Annotated in this window: 17 protein-coding genes and 2 tRNA genes; 9 read left to right on the top strand and 10 right to left on the bottom strand. The window is 57.7% G+C overall.

Annotated features, from left to right (window positions below):
• Positions 1-12 precede the first annotated feature (12 nt).
• The 5 genes from JN12_RS12540 to JN12_RS12520 form a co-directional block, all read right to left on the bottom strand.
• On the bottom strand, positions 13-447 hold the full coding sequence (locus tag JN12_RS12540) for a hypothetical protein (RefSeq protein WP_145023226.1): 435 nt from the start codon (positions 445-447) through the stop codon (positions 13-15).
• 207 nt (positions 448-654) lie between these two features.
• Positions 655-810: a hypothetical protein gene (locus JN12_RS20500; RefSeq protein ID WP_170241914.1), complete on the bottom strand. Its 156-nt coding sequence runs from the start codon at positions 808-810 to the stop codon at positions 655-657.
• A gap of 153 nt (positions 811-963) precedes the next feature.
• Positions 964-1,164, bottom strand: coding sequence for a cold-shock protein (locus JN12_RS12535; RefSeq protein WP_145023224.1), 201 nt, complete (start codon positions 1,162-1,164; stop codon positions 964-966).
• An 849-nt stretch (positions 1,165-2,013) separates the two neighbouring features.
• Positions 2,014-2,508, bottom strand: coding sequence for a ferritin family protein (locus tag JN12_RS12525; RefSeq protein WP_170241913.1), 495 nt, complete (start codon positions 2,506-2,508; stop codon positions 2,014-2,016).
• Between the two features lie 130 nt (positions 2,509-2,638).
• The gene (locus JN12_RS12520) at positions 2,639-3,556 is read right to left on the bottom strand and encodes a TIGR01212 family radical SAM protein (protein ID WP_145023219.1); all 918 of its coding nucleotides are present in this window, start codon (positions 3,554-3,556) and stop codon (positions 2,639-2,641) included.
• Positions 3,557-3,688: 132 nt separating this feature from the next.
• Between JN12_RS12520 and JN12_RS12515 the strand changes: the two genes are divergently transcribed.
• The 8 genes from JN12_RS12515 to JN12_RS12480 all read left to right on the top strand — a co-directional run bounded on the left by JN12_RS12515 (position 3,689) and on the right by JN12_RS12480 (position 10,206).
• Complete coding sequence (locus JN12_RS12515; RefSeq protein ID WP_170241912.1) at positions 3,689-4,942, top strand: MFS transporter; 1,254 nt, start codon at positions 3,689-3,691, stop codon at positions 4,940-4,942.
• 9 nt (positions 4,943-4,951) lie between these two features.
• Complete coding sequence (locus JN12_RS12510; protein ID WP_145023217.1) at positions 4,952-5,587, top strand: lysophospholipid acyltransferase family protein; 636 nt, start codon at positions 4,952-4,954, stop codon at positions 5,585-5,587.
• Between the two features lie 21 nt (positions 5,588-5,608).
• Positions 5,609-5,699, top strand: a tRNA-Ser gene (locus JN12_RS12505).
• Positions 5,700-5,874: 175 nt separating this feature from the next.
• Positions 5,875-7,137 (top strand): tyrosine-type recombinase/integrase, encoded by a 1,263-nt coding sequence (locus JN12_RS12500; protein WP_145023215.1) that lies wholly within the window; start codon positions 5,875-5,877, stop codon positions 7,135-7,137.
• A gap of 472 nt (positions 7,138-7,609) precedes the next feature.
• The gene (locus tag JN12_RS12495) at positions 7,610-7,837 is read left to right on the top strand and encodes a helix-turn-helix transcriptional regulator (RefSeq protein ID WP_145023213.1); all 228 of its coding nucleotides are present in this window, start codon (positions 7,610-7,612) and stop codon (positions 7,835-7,837) included.
• Positions 7,838-7,862: 25 nt separating this feature from the next.
• Entirely contained in the window at positions 7,863-9,260 is a 1,398-nt protein-coding gene (locus JN12_RS12490) for a DnaB-like helicase N-terminal domain-containing protein (RefSeq protein ID WP_170241911.1), read from the top strand.
• 299 nt (positions 9,261-9,559) lie between these two features.
• On the top strand, positions 9,560-9,823 hold the full coding sequence (locus tag JN12_RS12485) for a hypothetical protein (RefSeq protein WP_145023209.1): 264 nt from the start codon (positions 9,560-9,562) through the stop codon (positions 9,821-9,823).
• Complete coding sequence (locus JN12_RS12480) at positions 9,823-10,206, top strand: hypothetical protein (RefSeq protein WP_211360539.1); 384 nt, start codon at positions 9,823-9,825, stop codon at positions 10,204-10,206. Before JN12_RS12485 ends, JN12_RS12480 begins: the two co-directional genes overlap by 1 nt.
• Positions 10,207-10,212: 6 nt before the next feature.
• Here JN12_RS12480 and JN12_RS12475 read toward each other — a convergent pair.
• Positions 10,213-10,289, bottom strand: a tRNA-Pro gene (locus JN12_RS12475).
• A gap of 202 nt (positions 10,290-10,491) precedes the next feature.
• Here JN12_RS12475 and JN12_RS12470 point away from each other — a divergent pair.
• Entirely contained in the window at positions 10,492-11,505 is a 1,014-nt protein-coding gene (locus tag JN12_RS12470; RefSeq protein WP_145023207.1) for a GPMC system family 4 glycosyltransferase, read from the top strand.
• A gap of 78 nt (positions 11,506-11,583) precedes the next feature.
• Here the strand turns inward: JN12_RS12470 and JN12_RS12465 are convergent, their stop codons facing one another.
• From JN12_RS12465 to pdxA, 4 genes are all read right to left on the bottom strand, one after another.
• On the bottom strand, positions 11,584-12,654 hold the full coding sequence (locus tag JN12_RS12465; protein ID WP_145023205.1) for a type IV pilus twitching motility protein PilT: 1,071 nt from the start codon (positions 12,652-12,654) through the stop codon (positions 11,584-11,586).
• A gap of 33 nt (positions 12,655-12,687) precedes the next feature.
• Entirely contained in the window at positions 12,688-14,343 is a 1,656-nt protein-coding gene (locus JN12_RS12460; RefSeq protein ID WP_145023203.1) for an ATPase, T2SS/T4P/T4SS family, read from the bottom strand.
• A gap of 217 nt (positions 14,344-14,560) precedes the next feature.
• Positions 14,561-15,502, bottom strand: a complete 942-nt coding sequence (locus tag JN12_RS12455) for a transglycosylase domain-containing protein (protein WP_145023201.1) — start codon at positions 15,500-15,502, stop codon at positions 14,561-14,563.
• Positions 15,502-16,530, bottom strand: a complete 1,029-nt coding sequence (pdxA, locus tag JN12_RS12450) for a 4-hydroxythreonine-4-phosphate dehydrogenase PdxA (RefSeq protein ID WP_145023199.1) — start codon at positions 16,528-16,530, stop codon at positions 15,502-15,504. The genes JN12_RS12455 and pdxA overlap by 1 nt, the downstream gene beginning before the upstream one ends.
• Positions 16,531-16,608: the final 78 nt, after the last annotated feature.

Genomic DNA, 16,608 nt, shown 5'->3' with positions numbered 1-16,608 from the left:
GGCGTGTGCCGGCTAGCCACAACGGAGCAGCTTCTTCCCATCCTGGAACAGTACGTCAATCTTGCCCGGCAGGACAAGCAGCACGATGCCGAGCCCGAACTGCGGGTGCGAAAGCAGGTTTTTCACGCGGTACGTACCGTTCATATCGTACGGGACTGCCTGTGCCGGATCCATGCCCGACTTCAGTGCCGTCCACTCGGCAGCAGCAGCGGCCGCAGGATCGGCTTTTGCTGCGCGGGGAGTCGCCGCTTTCTTCTGGGTGGCTTTGGCGGCAGCAGGCTCTTTGGCTGGCTTGATCGGATGATAATTGTGGACGCCGTGGCAGGTATTGCACTCAACGCGCACTATCTGTTCGCCGACCATGGCGACAATCGTATGGTTCAGTATTTTCCGGCAGCGGGTACACCGTGTTTCAACAATACTCCCTGCCGACAGTTGTCCTCTCATGACCTCTCCCTTCGGTTGCTGTGCCCAATAAAAAACCACAGGGTTGGTCCCTGTGGTTCAGGTGCCTGCTAGATATACCATGTTACTGCGTGCGGAGCAATTGCAAAGCCACGATTGCCGGCAGCGCCCGTGCGCTGCAGAAACAAGCATCGAAATTCGGTGCCACCATGTGGCAGTCCGTCAAGCGGCCGTCCGGACTTCGCCGCCCTATGCGATCTCGTCCTCTGCAGGGGGCTGTTCCGGGGTGTCGTCATCAGTGACGGTGCTGTTTTTAGCCAGCTTGCGCTGAAGCTTTTCCTCGTTCTTTTTCTTTCGCTCTAATTCCTTTTGCCGTTTCTGAAACTGGAAATTGGGCTTTGCCATCGGGTAACTCCTGTGCGAACGTGATCTGGGCCAGACCGACCTTTACGGAACAGGTACTGTGATGCCTGTATCTGGACAGCACCAGTGAGCCGTTCAGGACAAAAAAAGCCCCGGGATTCTCCCGGGGCTTTTGTGGTCTACTGGAGACGATGATTAGATACGGGTCACGTTTGCGGCCTGAAGCCCTTTCGGACCCTTGGTTACTTCAAATGTTACTCTATCACCTTCAGCAAGGGATTTGAATCCGTCACCTGCGATGGCGGAAAAATGACAAAATACGTCTTCGCCATTTTCCTGCTCGAGAAAACCAAAACCTTTGCTGTCGTTAAACCATTTTACTGTTCCGTTTACCATTTGTGTACCTTCTCCTGATTACTTCCTGTTGTTGTTGTCCGGCACTGTGCCGAATCTGTTTTCGACCCTAACAGCTTTGTTCTGTTGATGTCAATCTATTATATTCAAGCAACAGCTGCTGACATATTTCAGCATCCGCAATAACATGCTTATTCATTAAATTTATTCACGTCGATATATCGGCAGATATCATAAAATACGCTGTAAACATGGCATGTTAACAGATTTGTTCAGATTATAGCCACTACAACTGGCGACAATTACCGCGAACGCGCCTTGCTAATGTAGTGACCCTGCCGTATTATTAAATGGATATGATGGATTTAAATGGTGATTTTGCTACTGGAAGGCCCACGAGTTGCTACTTGCTACTCACCCACCTCAACAAAAAAGAAAGCGGTACGAATCCATGACAATTAAAGTCGGCAACATTGTAAGTCACTCAGGCGGGCTGGGATGGGGCGCCGGCAAGGTCCTGGAAGTAACACCCAGCTCGGTGATGATCCAGTTCAGCGACGGTCATAACCGGAAAATTGCCGCATCTCACTTCACTACCTTGGAGCCAGCCGCCCCGGGTTCTTTTTCTCCTCCCCCTGAAACTACTGTCGAAACAAAGGCGCCCCGAGTTCCCAGGGTAGCAAAAAAGAAAAAATAGTCGGAAGGGCCGGAGCCGGTCAAAACAATGCAGGAAGGCAAGGCATCGACGAGAGCTGACAATGGTCGATGCCGAGTTTGTAGAGTTACATAATTTCGAGGGGCTGTTTGCCAGTCTACTTCTTTTCCGGGGGAAACAAAAAGGGAGAAGCAGCTACTTCTCCCTTTTCCCTCATAATCGCTTCTGCAACACACTTACAGCCCATGCAGGTTGCTGAATTCGCCCCATTCCAGATAGGTATGGGGTGCCTCGACAAAATCGTAGATGTTTTCGATCACCTCAAGATGTTTTCTCTCATCATCGGCGATTTTCTGCAATAGCAGCCGGGCATTTGGCTGAGTTTCGGCTGCGGCCATCCCTTCATAGAGCCTGATGGCCTCTTCTTCGGCCTTCACAATGTGCCAGAAGCCATCCAGGTCCTTCCGCAGCTCATGCATAGTATCGCTGCTTTCAAACAGCGTCTGGAAGCAGCTCTTCACGTCTCTGGCCCGGTCCACCATCGTCGATTCGGCATCGGCCGGATTGATCTGCTGCTTCATGGTTTCAAGGGATTCGCGATGCTCCCGTTTCGTTGCGGCAAGAAGCCCAAAGATCTCCTTCAATTCCCTGTTCTCCGTTTCATGTTCGAGCCGCTCGAACAGCCGCAACCCTTCCTCTTCGACCCTGGTTGCATAATCGAGGACGTTCATGCTGTTCACCTCCTTCTCTCTTACAAGTATAGCAGAAACGGCGGCATGTTTCATGGTCGGCGGGTCACGCTATCATCCGGCGGCTGCCGCAGTCAGCCGGTGCTTGACGAAGTGACACAGTTGAGCTCCCTCACCACTCACCGGCCTGCCACCTCCCCCCCTGCCGGGTGCCCCGACGCTTCAGTTCGGTATCTATGGCGTTGAGCAGTGCCAGTTTGTTCCAGCGGGGAGCAATCAGGTCGCGACTGCCATCTCCCACCAGCCGTTGGACCAGGACATTTGGTGCCAGCCGCTCCAGGAAGTCGCAGACCAGACCGACGTAGTCATCCTCGTTCAGTAGCGCGACATCACCCTTTTCATAACGTCTCGCCAACTCCGTTTCTTTCAGCACATGCAGGTGGTGGAGCTTCACCCCGGCCACCCTCAGACTGTTCAGATAGTCGGCCGTGGCCAGCATTTCCGCACGGCTCTCTCCCGGCAGGCCGAGAATGACATGGGCGCAGACGCGGATACCCCTGCAACTGGCTTCCCGGGCAGCCGCACTGAAACTGGCCGCGTCGTGGCCACGGCCGATCCACGCCAGGCTCCGGTCATGTGACGACTGCAGCCCCAGCTCCAGCCAGAAATAGGTGCGTTGTGCATAGCCGGCCAGGAGATCGAACACTGCCGGCGGCAGGCAGTCGGGCCGGGTGCCGACAATGAGGCCGACGATATCCGGAACCGCCAGCGCCTCGTCGTACAGGGCCTGCAGTTGCTCGACCGGGCCGTAGGTGTTGGAGAAGGCCTGGAAATAGGCAAGAAATTTTTGCGCATGGTACCGCCTGGCCAGGAACGCCTTGTCCACCTCGAGCTGCTCCGCCACCGACCTCCCGCGGGCAATGCCCGGTGCCCCGGCCCCCCGGCTGCTGCAATAGATGCAGCCGTCGCTCCCCGCGGTTCCGTCCCGGTTGGGGCAGGTGAAGCCGGCATCCACGGAAATCCGCTGGACACGGCAGCCGAAGAGGGCCCGCAGCTCTTCGGTAAACTGGTTGTAGCGTTTGGCTCCCATCGGCCTACCATAATCCACCCGGTCAGGTTTTGCAAGGCACCCCCTTTTCTCCTTGCCTGACCGGTTGCCACGGATTACACTCCCGGAACCGCTGAGGTGGGCGGGGCGATCAAACACGATGGGGAGCATTGCGTGACCAGGACCGAGAAGAGCTGGATACTCTATGATGTGGCGAACTCAGCCTTTGTGCTGGTCGTCGTGACCGCGGTCATGCCGATCTTCTTCAAGGAGATCGCCGCCCGCGGTGTAGCACCGGAGGTCTCCACCGCCTGGTGGGGATATGCCAACTCCCTCTCGTCACTCATCCTCGTCGTTCTGGCCCCGACCATGGGGACCTTTGCCGATTATGAGGGATGGAAGAAGCGGCTCTTTGCCATTTTTCTGATCGCCGGAGTCGCGGCAACGGCGCTCCTCTTCTTCTGCCGGGAGGGTGCGTGGGGTTACTGCCTGACGGTATTCGTTGTGGCCAGTACCTGCTGGTCCGGGGCCAACGTCTTCTACGACGCCTTCATCACCGATGTCACGGAACCGGAGCGGATGGACATGGTCTCCACGGCCGGCTACGCCTGGGGTTACATCGGGAGCGTCATCCCCTTTCTGGCCGTAATCGGTCTGATCCTCGGCATGAAATCGCCCGGCGGGACCGTCATCCCGGCCGCGGCCGCGCGGGCCGGCTTCGTCATCGTCGCCATCTGGTGGCTCGTTTTCTCCCTCCCGCTCCTGCGGGACGTACGCCAGGTCTACTTCTGCCCGCAGTCGGACCATCCGGTGGCAGAGGCGTTTCAACGGATGGTCGTAACTTTCCGCCACATCCGCGGCTACCGCAACTCCTTCCTGTTCCTGCTGGCCTATTTCTTCTTCATCGACGGCATCAATACCGTGATCACCATGTCCGTCGCCTACGGTATCGATATCGGGCTCAGTACCACCACGCTTATCCTGGCTATCCTGATCATCCAGATCATCGCCTTTCCCTTTTCTCTCCTCTGGGGCAGGCTGGCCGGCCGCTTTGCCGTGAAGCCGCTCCTGCAGGCGGGGATCGCCATCTACTGCCTGATCACCTTCATCGCCTTTCTGCTGCCGTCGCTTCCCACCGTGCAGGCCCGGACCATCGTGTTCTGGATCCTTTCCGTCCTGGTCGCCACCTCCATGGGGGGGATCCAGGCCCTCAGCCGCAGTTTCTTCGGCCGGTTGGTCCCACCTGACCGGTCGGCGGAATTTTTCGGTTTCTACAACATCTCCGGCAAGTTCGCCACCATCACCGGTCCGTTCCTGGTCGGCATTACCGGGCAGTTGGCCGGACACTCGCGCTACGGCGTGCTGAGCATCCTCATCCTGTTCGTGATCGGCAGCCTGGTGCTGGCAAGGGTTGACGAGCATGCCTGAGGGGTCGGCATGATCCTGTACCGGCTGCTGCGACTCTTCTTTACCCTTTGGCTGCGGCTTGGCCACCGACTCGCCATTGTCGGCGGGGAGCGGATTCCCGCCACCGGCCCCCTCATCCTCTGCGCCAACCACTCCAGCTACTACGACTCCATGCTGCTTGCTCTCTGCACGCGGCGGCCCGTCCGGTTCCTGATCATCGACGATTTCTACCGCCATCCGCTGCTGGGGTTCGTCATCCGCCATTGCGGCGCCATTCCGGTCACGCTCCGGGGAGGCGACCGGGAGGCGCTGCGCCGCGGGACGGAGATCCTGCGCAGTGGCGGGGTTCTCGGGATCTTCCCCGAGGGGAGACTCACGCGCACCGGCCACGTCGGCGGCGGCAAACAGGGTGCGGCGCTCCTGGCCGCGGCCAGCGGCGCCAGTATCGTGCCGGTCACCATCTGCGGCGCCTATGATGTCTATCCGAGAGGACGGCGTCTCCCCCGGCCGGGGAGCATCAGCGTGCTGGTGCACGAGCCGATACCGGTCGATGCAGGGCGGCGGCACGACCGGGCATATCTCCGGGAGGTTACGGAAAGGGTCATGGCCGTTATCGGGAACGGCCTGGAGGGAGGGGTTACAAAAAGCTTTACATGGCAGGGGTGATACGCTATATTTCCCGTTCGCGGAGAGGTGTCCGAGCGGCCGAAGGAGCACGACTGGAAATCGTGTGTATGCCCAAAGCGTACCGAGGGTTCAAATCCCTCCCTCTCCGCCATTTAACAATCTGGCGATGTCCGATACAGTCCGAAAGCCTCTGAGAAATCAGGGGCTTTTGCTGTTTTTACGTCCAGACACATCCAGCCCCATATTTTGACATCCGGTGTTTTTATGGTATTTTTACACCCATAATACCACAAAAAATTTCTGATACCATAAAAACCGGGGGATATATGCCAAAGCGTGTAATTCCGCTGACCGACGTCCAGGTTAAGAACGCAAAGCCCAAAGAGAAAGACTATAAGCTCGCTGATGGGTTCGGCCTGGTGCTGCTTGTAAAGAAAACAGGCGGGAAGCTCTGGCACTTCAACTATACCTTCGACGGGAAGCAATTGCTGTTATCCCTCGGCACCTACCCTGAAATAACTCTCGCAGACGCCCGCCAGCGGCGTGAAGACGCCCGCAAACTCCTTGCCCACGGAATATGCCCCGGAGAAGCCCGTAAAGCTGAGAAGCAGTCGCAGACTCAGCAGGCTGAAACCTTCGAGTCAATCGCCCTTGAATGGTACAACCGACAGGTGCCGGTATGGGCTGCCACCCACGCCGCCACGGTGATCAGCCGCCTGAAACGCGACGCGTTCCCCCATGTCGGCGCCAGACCGATTGCCGAACTGAAAGCGACCGACATGCTTCAGGTCTTCCGGCGTATCGAAGCGCGCGAGAAAATCGAGACCGCGCACCGGGTGAAATCCATCTGCGGTCAGGTGTTCCGGTATGCTGTCGCCACCGGCCGGGCCGAGCGCGATTGCACGGCCGACCTGAGAGGTACGCTGACACCGGTCATCCCCAAACACCATGCGGCCCTGACCGACCCGAAGGATGTCGCCCCTTTCCTGCGTGCCATCGATGACTACAGCGGCTCGTTCATCGTCAAATGCGCCCTGCGCCTATCGTCTCTTGTTTTCCTGCGACCGGGTGAATTACGCTTGGCGGAATGGACAGAATTTGATCTGGATGCGGCCGAATGGAACGTGCCGATCGAGCGGATGAAGCTCAAGAAGCGCCTGAAGGAGTCGCGAAAAGGGGAAAAACACCTTGTTCCGCTGGCACGTCAGGCGGTAGAGGTGCTGAAAGAGCTTCACAAGGTGACCGGCAGCGGCAAGTATCTTTTCCCGAGCATGAATACCACCCTGAAGCCGATCAGCGATGTTACGGTCAATCATGCGATCCGGCGCATGGGGTATGAAAAAGGCGAGATGACCGCCCACGGTTTCAGGGCCATGGCCCGGACGATCCTTGAGGAGGTCCTGCATGTTCAGCCTGAGATCATCGAACATCAGCTGGCGCATGTCGTCAGGGATTCGCTCGGGCGGGCTTACAATCGCACGACCCACCTGGCAGCACGAAAAAAGATGATGCAGACGTGGGCCGACTATCTCGATAATCTGAAGAGCGGAGCAAAAGTCATACAGATATCTGAGCAATCCGCAGGCTGAAGAATTATTTGTTGTTTCCGGATGTTTCTGCTTGTAACATATTGTTTTAATTGCAACTTTATCAAAAAATGTCCTTGACGCAATCGGCTGAGACGGTATTATAACGTCTCAAATTGATTGATCCGGTCCGGCATGGCGGGCCAACGGTCACGGCATAGACCCGGCAGCAGCAATACTCGGCCTGCTGTCTTAAGGATTGGGTCTTGACGGGCGGCATGTTGTTTTGCCGCGCCGTGGCAGCAATACTCGGCCTGCTGTCTTAAGGATTGGGTCTCCCATGCATCAACATGCAACGGCCATTTCCCCGAAACGGGGTAGTGGCCGTTTTTTGTTTTCCAGTCGGGGATTGAGGGAGCCGGTGAATGGAATGCCGAGGCACCTTCCCCCCGGGAAGATATTACAGGTAGAGAACAGTATGTTCCAAAGCAGTCCTGAAGCATCCGTTAATTGCACACAGAATCAAGGAGGTTTTATGCACAGCACGTTACCCGAGGCCGGTTTTGTCCGACTACCCAACATCATCGGCGACGCAAAGGCCGACCCACCCATTCCCCCTCTGTATCCTGTCAGTCGTTCCACCTGGTGGGAAGGTGTGCGATCCGGGCGCTATCCCCAGCCAGTAAAACTCGGTCCAAGGATAACAGCCTGGCGGGTTGAGGATATCCGATCACTGATCGCCCGCGACATGCATGTCGAATAGCCGTGCTTGGTCGAGGGAAGACAGCATGACCGCTGCCGGGACCGTTACCAAACTCGCCTCCTGCAGCAGCGAGCACGACGACACCCAGGCCGCCGAAATGTCAGTACTGGGAGCCATGCTGCTGGATCAGGACTGCACCCCGAAGGTCACGGCCCTGATATCCGAAGGCGACTTTCATCAGGAAAGCAACCGGCTGGTCTTCACCCTGCTGGTGACATTGTTTCGTGAAAACATCCCGGCCGACCTGGTGACAGTCTGTCACCGACTGAAGGAGGAAGGTAATCTGGAGCGGATCGGTGGTGGCGCCTATGTTGCCGAGCTGGTGGATTTCACCCCCTCGTCGGCAAATGTGGCCTATTACGCCAGGATCGTCCGCAAAAGAGCCCGAGAGCGGAAGATCGGCGGCATGGCCCGCGAGCTTGCTCTGGACCCCGGCAGTCTGCAGAAGATATTGCCCCGTCTGGCCGAGTTGCGGGAGGAAGAACAGAACGGTGAGCCGGGAAGGCGGCTCAAGGTGTTGAGTCTCCAGGAGCTTCTGCAGATCAGTTTCCCCGAGCGCGAAAACCTGCTCTTCCCCATCATCCTCACCCAGAGTCTCAGCATGATCCACGCCTGGCGCGGTCTGGGTAAGACCCATATCGGTCTCGGGATCGCCTACGCTGTTGCCAATGGTGGCACATTTCTCAAATGGCACTCTCCCAGGCCGCGAGGAGTCCTCTATCTCGACGGCGAGATGCCAGGCAGGGCTCTGCAGGAAAGGCTTGCAGCCATAAATGCTGCCAGCGAACGGGAACCGTTGCCGGACTATTTCCGCATCATCACTCCCGATCTGCAGGAGGCCGGGACCATGCCGGACCTCTCCACCATTGAGGGGCAGACAGCGGTCAACAGTATGCTGACACCGGAAACCGCCCTGATCGTCGTCGACAACATCAGTTGTCTCTGTCGTTCCGGCAGGGAGAACGAGGCTGAAAGCTGGCTTCCGGTCCAGGGGTGGGCATTGCGACAACGGGCGGCAGGCCGGGCGGTCCTCTTCATCCATCACAGCGGCAAAAATGGCGAGCAGCGGGGAGCCAGTAAGCGGGAGGACATGCTAGATACGGTCATCAAGCTGAAACGCCCGGTCGATTACGAACCGAGCAAGGGCGCTGTGTTTGAGGTGATCTTTGAGAAAGCCCGCCATCTAAAGGGTGAGGACACCGCCAGCTTCGAGGCGCAGCTGACCACCAACGCGCTCACCGGCCTTCAGGAGTGGATCTACAAGGATGTTGCGCAGACCTCTTTCGATAGGGTGGTGACCCTGGCCAACGAGGGGATGTCCCAATACGAGATTGCCAGTGAACTGCAGATCAATAAATCGAATGTCAGCCGGCACTGGAATAAAGCGGTCGAACAGGGACTGATAACGAAAGGCAAAAAGTGACAGTTGCGCGGTTACACTCTCTATAGGGGCGCAACAACGCAACTCTTCAGTCGGTGGAATACAAGCAGCGCAACCATCTGCCGCACATTGCGGATTCACGCTGCTGCACGAAGCGAAATCTGAGAAGAGTCTGGTCTGGAGCCTGTCACCAATTCCCGATGTTCGGGGTTGGTCAGGTTTTCAGGTTCTGGTTTTCCCCCTCGTTTTCCGCGCTGTGTCAGTCTGTACCGCCACAGCGCGGAACATTGAAAATTCAGATTCTTCACGAGCTGACGCGACATTTTCAGGAGGAACACTGTATGAGTCATGAAACGGAGACATTCAACACGCAGGCCGAGGTCGAGCGGGTCCGTCAGCGGCGAGCCGAAGCACGGCGCAAGCTGTACCGAAAGAGCCGCCTCGATAGATACCGAGCGGAACTGGTCGCCATGAAACAGGCCGGGGCCTCCTGCGCCGACCTGGCCGAATGGCTGAGGTCGAGCCATCGGCTGAAAATCCATCGCAGCTCCATCGACCGCTACCTGAAAAAGCTGCCGGAAATGGCATCGCATGGGGAAATCTGATGCCGAGTTTCCGTTCTCCCAAGTCGCAATCAGATCATGCCGTCTCGCAAAAGGTCTCTCTGGGCACAGGACGTCACGACCACCGAGATGACGGCAGGATTCACAGTGTCGGCACGGCACGCAATTACGGCACTTCGCTCAAGGGAAGCGCCAGGTACATGCGGGAAAACCGGCTGGGTGATCTCCGCAGCATGACTCCAAAGATTGCCATGCAGTACCTGACGCATCGGGCGACAATCGTTTCCCAGAAAACCCTGGATCTCGACCGTCAGGCGCTCCAGATGCACTTGGGCGTGAAACTGCGGGTGCAGATCATGGCGGATCTTTACTGCCGGTTGCGCCGCACAACAAAAAAAGCTCGCAGCATATGCCACGAGCCTTAAAATTTTTGGTCGGGGCGAGAAGATTCGAACTTCCGACCCCCTGCTCCCGAAGCAGGTGCGCTACCAGGCTGCGCTACGCCCCGACAAGGGACAGAATTTAGCCGTTCCGGGGGTTTTTGTCAAGCGGAAATTAGCCGGGAAACCGTTGGCCCACCTGTTCGTATTGACTTTGGGAACGTGTGCCGATATTTTGAAAAAATTGCATTAATTTCTGACCACAGGGTCTGATAATGGAAAGTTTGTCCCTCGGGGATGTTGGATTAATCACGTAAGGACCACCAGCTCATGCGCGTTGCCATCGTTTCACCATATTCCGTGGGCCCCATGCGGGGAAACATCACCACCGTCAGGCGGATACGCCGTTTCCTGGAACAGCTCGAAACCGAGACCATCGTTCTGCCGGCCGACACTCTGTCTGCCAGCGAGATGAGGCAACTCCTGACCTCTTTCGCGCCCGACATCATCCACGGGTTCCACGCCCGCTACTGTGGCGAAACGACCCGACAGCTGGCCAATGAACTGTCTGCCCCCTACCTGATCACCATCACGGGCAGCGACATCAACGACCCGACCCTCCGCAACCATCCCGATACGGCCCGCGCCGTGGTTGCCGCTGCGGCAATTGCCTGTTTCGACGATCATGAGGCCAAAGCGGTTGCCACCCATTTTCCGGACACCGGAAAGCGGATTTTCGTAATTCCCCAAGGGATAGAGCCGCCGCCCGTTACGGGCCATTGCCCCTTTGAGTTTCCGGAAAACGCCCTGGTGCTCCTTCTCCCGGCAGCTCTCAGGCCGGTTAAGAACGTGGCCTTTCCCATCCGGGCATTGCCGCCGCTTCTCGGCGACAATCCGGCCCTGCTGCTGGCCATTGCCGGCGGAGTCATCGACCAGAGCTACGCCACTGCCATTAGGGACATGCTGGCCGCATCCTCTTGTGCCAGATGGCTCGGCGAGGTCCCCTACGAGCAGATGGGGGATCTCTATGTCCGGGCCGACATTGTCCTTAACTGTTCGCTCTTTGAAGGGATGCCCAACAGTCTGCTGGAAGCCATGGCCCTGGGACGGCCGGTGCTGGCAGTGGATATTCCGGGAAATCGCTCGTTGGTGCGGGATGGTGAGACAGGAGTGCTGTTTCGGGATGAAACGGATTTCCGGCGGCAACTGCTACGGCTTGCCAATGATCCGACCTTGCGGGCGAACTGCGGTCGGAATGCCCGCGAATACGTACTGACCCAATTGTCACCCACGCGTGAGGCCGAAGGATACCTCAGGCTCTACAAAACGGTGCTGCACCGTTAGTCAAAAACCGGTTTTTACCGCAGAGAGACCAAAAAAACGGGCATACATGCACCACGGGCGCAAGCATGTGCGCCCGTGTCATGCGGCCGGCTGGTTCGGCAAATACTGCTCGAACTGCTTCTTGTCGATGGAGCAGCGGTAGGCCTCCTCCGGATTGATCCGCTTGGTCTTGAGAAGATCCAGCAGGTGCTGGTCCATGAGCTGCATACCGTCCTTCTTGGCGGTCTGGATGATGGAAGGGATCTGGAACGTCTTCGCCTCCCGGATCAGGTTGCCAACGGCAGGGGTGCCGAGCATGATCTCCAGGGCCGCCACCCGACCCTTGCCGTCCGACGTCTTGAGAAGCTGCTGGCAGACCACCCCTTTCAAAGATTCGGAGAGCATGGCCCGGACCTGTTCCTGCTGATCCGTCGGGAACACGTCGATGATCCGGTCAATGGTCTTGGCCGCCGTATTGGTGTGGAGGGTGCCGAAAACCAGGTGACCGGTTTCGGCGGCGCTCATGGCCAGGCTGATGGTCTCCAGGTCGCGCATCTCACCGACCAGGATGATGTCCGGGTCCTCCCGCAGCGCCGCCCGCAGTGCCGAAGAGAAGCTTTCCGTATGCTCACCGATCTGGCGCTGGTTGATGAGCGACTCCTTGTTCTCATGAATGAACTCCAGAGGGTCTTCCAGGGTGAGGATGTGCTCCTTGCGGGTCGCATTGATCAGGTCGATCATGGCCGCCAGGGTGGTCGACTTCCCCGAACCGGTCGGGCCGGTCACCAGCACCAGCCCCTTCTTGAACTGGGTCATCTTGCGGACCCCCTCGGGAAGCCCCAGATCGTCCGCTGACAGAATCTTGCTCGGGATGATCCGGAATACGGCAGCCACTCCCCGGTGCTGCATCAGGTAGTTTGCCCGGAAGCGTGCCAGATCTGGAATCGCATAGGCAAAATCCAGGTCCTTCTTTTCCTCGAAATAGGCCTTCTGTTTCTCGTTGAGTATCTCGTAGAGAATGCCGGTCAACTCTTCGTGGGTGAGCGGCTTGTAGTTGAGACGGACCATTTCGCCGTGCAGCCGGAAGATCGGAGGATTACCCGTGGAGAGATGAAGGTCGGAGGCCCCCTGCTCTTTCATCATTCTGAATAATGAGTCGATGCGTGCCATTGACAACTCCGTATGAATATTTCTGTAGATAGATCAGAGAACGAGGGAGGAAACGTATTCCGCCGGAGAAATCTCACCAAGCCTCAGGAGCTCCTCGCCTTGGGCCATGATCCCCCGGTGCCCCTGCTCTTGGAGGAATCGAAGCGCATCGCCCCCATCCCTGGACGCTTCCAGGTGGCCGATCAGCGCCATTGTCACCGGAATCACGTCCAGCAGATAACGTCGCGCCTTTACACCCGTATGATCGCATCTCTCACAACCGGTGGCCGTCCAGAATCGGGAAGGCAGGTTGGATATCCCCAGAACCGACAGTTCGTCCGATTGCGGTGTATATTCCTTGCGGCAGTCGGGACAGAGAAGCAGTATCCCGCGACAGACAACAATCCCCTTCAGATAGGCCGGAATAAAGTGATGCCGCTGCCAGAGGTGCCCCAGATAGCGGAACAGCACCCCTAGATCATGAAAAGGCACACCCGCAACGGCAAGTTTCCCTTGCATGGCCACCCTGCCGGCGGCGAGCAGTATCTGCTCCTCGCCCGCATCGCCAATGGCAACCATATCAGGAGCATGGTCCATGCCGGCCGCGATGAGGTCCGCAAACTCGCCGGCATCCAGCTCGTGACGCGGAATCCGCGGGAACCGTTTACGCCCGCGCCCCACCCCATCACCAAACAGCATGACACCTCTCCCTCTTGTTTCATGTTCGTCCAGGTAGAGATCGACGAGCCGGTCCCGGTCGGTCGCATCACGGGAGGCGCATAGGACAAGACCGCTTTGGAGTTCCGTCAGACGGCAAAAAACCTTTTCCACGTTGTCGGGAGCATCAAATTCCCCAATGGTTGCAGGAAAACGTGAAAGCACCTGCATCCGCAGGGTGATATAATCTCCCCCCTCCCCCTGCAGCACAAGCGCTTCGAAGGTAAGATCCTTCCCCCGAAAATGAACGACTAGTTGGCCCCTTTCCGACGCACTGCCAGCATGAATACCGGCAAGGCGTCGCAGCCGCTGAAACAGAGGACTGGCGCTGGGCCGGGGACAAAACCCGATCTCCCTGACTACGCCACCCTTGCGGGCCATGAACCGAACTGCGTCGTCAACCGGCTGCAGCGAGATCGAGGTAAGCTTTTGTTGCACCAGATAGCTCAACAGGTAATCAACGAGCTTGGCCCCGGTCAGATCGGCATTGATTTTGGCCATGACATCGGCAGGAAAAAGCGCAGAGGCGAAACCCAGCGACTCATCCGATTGTGGTGGGCCGTAAAACAGTTCGTGCATTTCCCGCATCTCCCGGATCAGAGCGACCGATACCGACACCCGGCAACCGGTCTGCTGTTCCACTGCGGCAATGGCCTCTTTGTGAAGCGGATCGATCATGGCGATGGAGAGCTCGTCGCCGGTTCGGATAAGCGGGATCAAGCCGTATTGCCGGGCGAGTGACGCCGGAAACAGCTCAACTGCAGCCCGGTCGACCATCTCCGCCTTCAGCCTGACATAGGGGATGTTCAGTTGATTGGCCAGTGCCCAGTCGATATCTTCCTGGGTAACGATCCCGAGTTTCACCAGGGCCTCGCCGAAACGGCAGCCGTGCTTCTGCTGCTCGTCCAGGGCCGCCCGGATATCGTCCTCGCCGATGATCTGCGACATGAACAGGATCGAACCCAGCGAGCCCTCTCTCATCAGACCACTCATACCATCCTCCGTTCCCGGACTGTATTGTAACGTTGGTTGATCATCTCCGGTGATTCGCTACCGACAGTGAAGATATCGTTGATGAATTGTATACAGTATTCGGTAATAGCTCTGAATTCTTAAGCTTAACTTGTCTTTTTTCTAAAGAATGTTACAGCTCATAACAAGAAAAGGAGGGTCTCCCCTCCTTTTTCTCGATCCGACCAATGGAATTGTCTTACTGACCTTTAGTCCCTTCCGCCGGCGCACTGCTATTTTCGCCTTTTGGTTGCTCTGCTTCCGGTTGCCCGGTCGGCTCCCGGTTCTCCTTTTCCGCAGCGGAAGGCTGTTCAGGTCCGGGCATCGGCCCCAACGAGGCGCTGCTGAGCGGCTTGAAGCTCTCCTCGCGCTTGATGCTCTCCTCCACCTTCCGCTGCAGACCGGCAATATTGGGGGCCTCTGCCAGTGCCAGCCGGTACTCCCCTTCACTCAGCACCCCTTTGGTCCTGAGGAGCTTCAGAATCATGTCCGACCGACGCAGTACCTTGGCCATGTTCCGGTATGGGTTGTACGCTACCCGCGGGCCGGGAAGCATTGCCGCCAGGAAGGTACATTCCCTTGGAGTCAACGCTGACGGATGTTTCCCGAAGTAGTAGCGGGCGCCGTGGCCGATGCCATAGACTGAAGGACCCAACTCCACCACATTCAGATAGAGTTCGACAATACGCCCCTTGGTCAGTTCCTGCTCCATCCTGAGGGCCAGGTACACTTCTTTCAGTTTCCTGGTAAGGGTCTTTTCCCTGGACAGGTAGACGTTCTTCGCCACCTGCTGGGTAATGGTGGACGCACCCTTGGCGAACGACTTCTTTTCCAGATCGTATTTGATCGCATTCTTGATCGCCTTGACGTCGATCCCTTCGTGTTTATAGAAATTGGCATCCTCGGCCAGGATAACACTCCATTTCATCTCCGGAGGAATGGTAGCAGACGGTGTCCAGTAGTGATTCTTGGGGCCAACGGTAAAGGGATGGTACGCACCCTGCCAGTCCTTCACCTGGATGGACACGTTGGTCTTGCGATTCGCCAGGTCAGCGACCGGCGGCATCAGTGCCAGGGAAACGATGACATAGGCGAGGTACAGGACGACAATGCCAGCGCAGGCGATGAGTATCTTCTTCATTATCTTTCCGTTCCCTTCCCCTCGCGCTGCTTCACTGCCGCCATATCGGCAGCCATGACAATAGCGGCCTTCATGCTTTCCGCCGATGCCCGACCTGTTCCGGCGAGGTCGTAGGCAGTCCCATGATCCACTGATGTGCGGATGATGGGAAGCCCCAGGGTGACGTTCACCCCGTCGTCGAAATGGAGCAGCTTGAGAGGGATCAATCCCTGGTCGTGGTACATGCAGACCACTCCGTCATAATCGCCGCGAACGGCAAAGTGAAAGAGCGTGTCAGCGGAGAGCGGTCCCACCGCATCGATCCCCTCAGAGCGGGCCAGGGCAACGGCCGGAGCGATAATCCGCTCCTCCTCGTCGCCGAACAGTCCACCTTCGCCACAGTGGGGATTGAGGGCCAGCACGGCCAGTTTCGGGTTCGGCTTGTAGTATCGGGCGAGGTCATCACGGGTGATCCTGATCGTGGTCAATACCCGCTCAATGGTCAGCAGTTCGGGAACATCGCGCAACGCCTCATGGATCGTGACCAATGACACGCGCAACCGCTCGCCGGCCAGCATCATGACCACATCCCCCGTGCCGGTCAGCTCTGCCAGGAGCTCGGTATGTCCGGGGTAACGGTAACCGGCTCGATTCAGGACATCCTTGCTGATCGGTGCCGTGGCCATCGCCGCAGCAATACCGGACTGGCAGAGACGTACCGCCTCAAGGATGTAGCTGTGGACAGCCGTGCCAACCGCCACCGTGGGCGTGCCGAACGGCATCTCTTCCCGGGCGAGGTGTGACAGCGGCAGTACGTGCAGGGTGTCGGCAGGGAAATACTCAGGCAGGGCATCGGCCGAGACCGGTTTCAGGGAAAGCCGGGTTCCGGTAACAGCGATAGCGCGCTCCATGGCGCCCAAATCGCCCAGGACCAGCGGTCGGCACAGGTGAGCTACGTCGGGCAGGGAAACGGCGCGAGCAATGATCTCGGGACCGATGCCACACGGGTCCCCCATGGTTACGGCAATAACAGGCAAGGTCGCGCCCATGCGGTCACTCCTTTCAACGAAATCGTTTGGTATTGTTATGCCATGAGCTCCTTTATCTCTCCAGCGATATTGCTGGCA

It is taken from the genome of Geobacter argillaceus, from assembly GCF_007830735.1.
Classification (GTDB): domain Bacteria; phylum Desulfobacterota; class Desulfuromonadia; order Geobacterales; family DSM-12255; genus Geomobilibacter; species Geomobilibacter argillaceus.
This window is presented reverse-complemented; position numbering and strand designations above follow the sequence as displayed.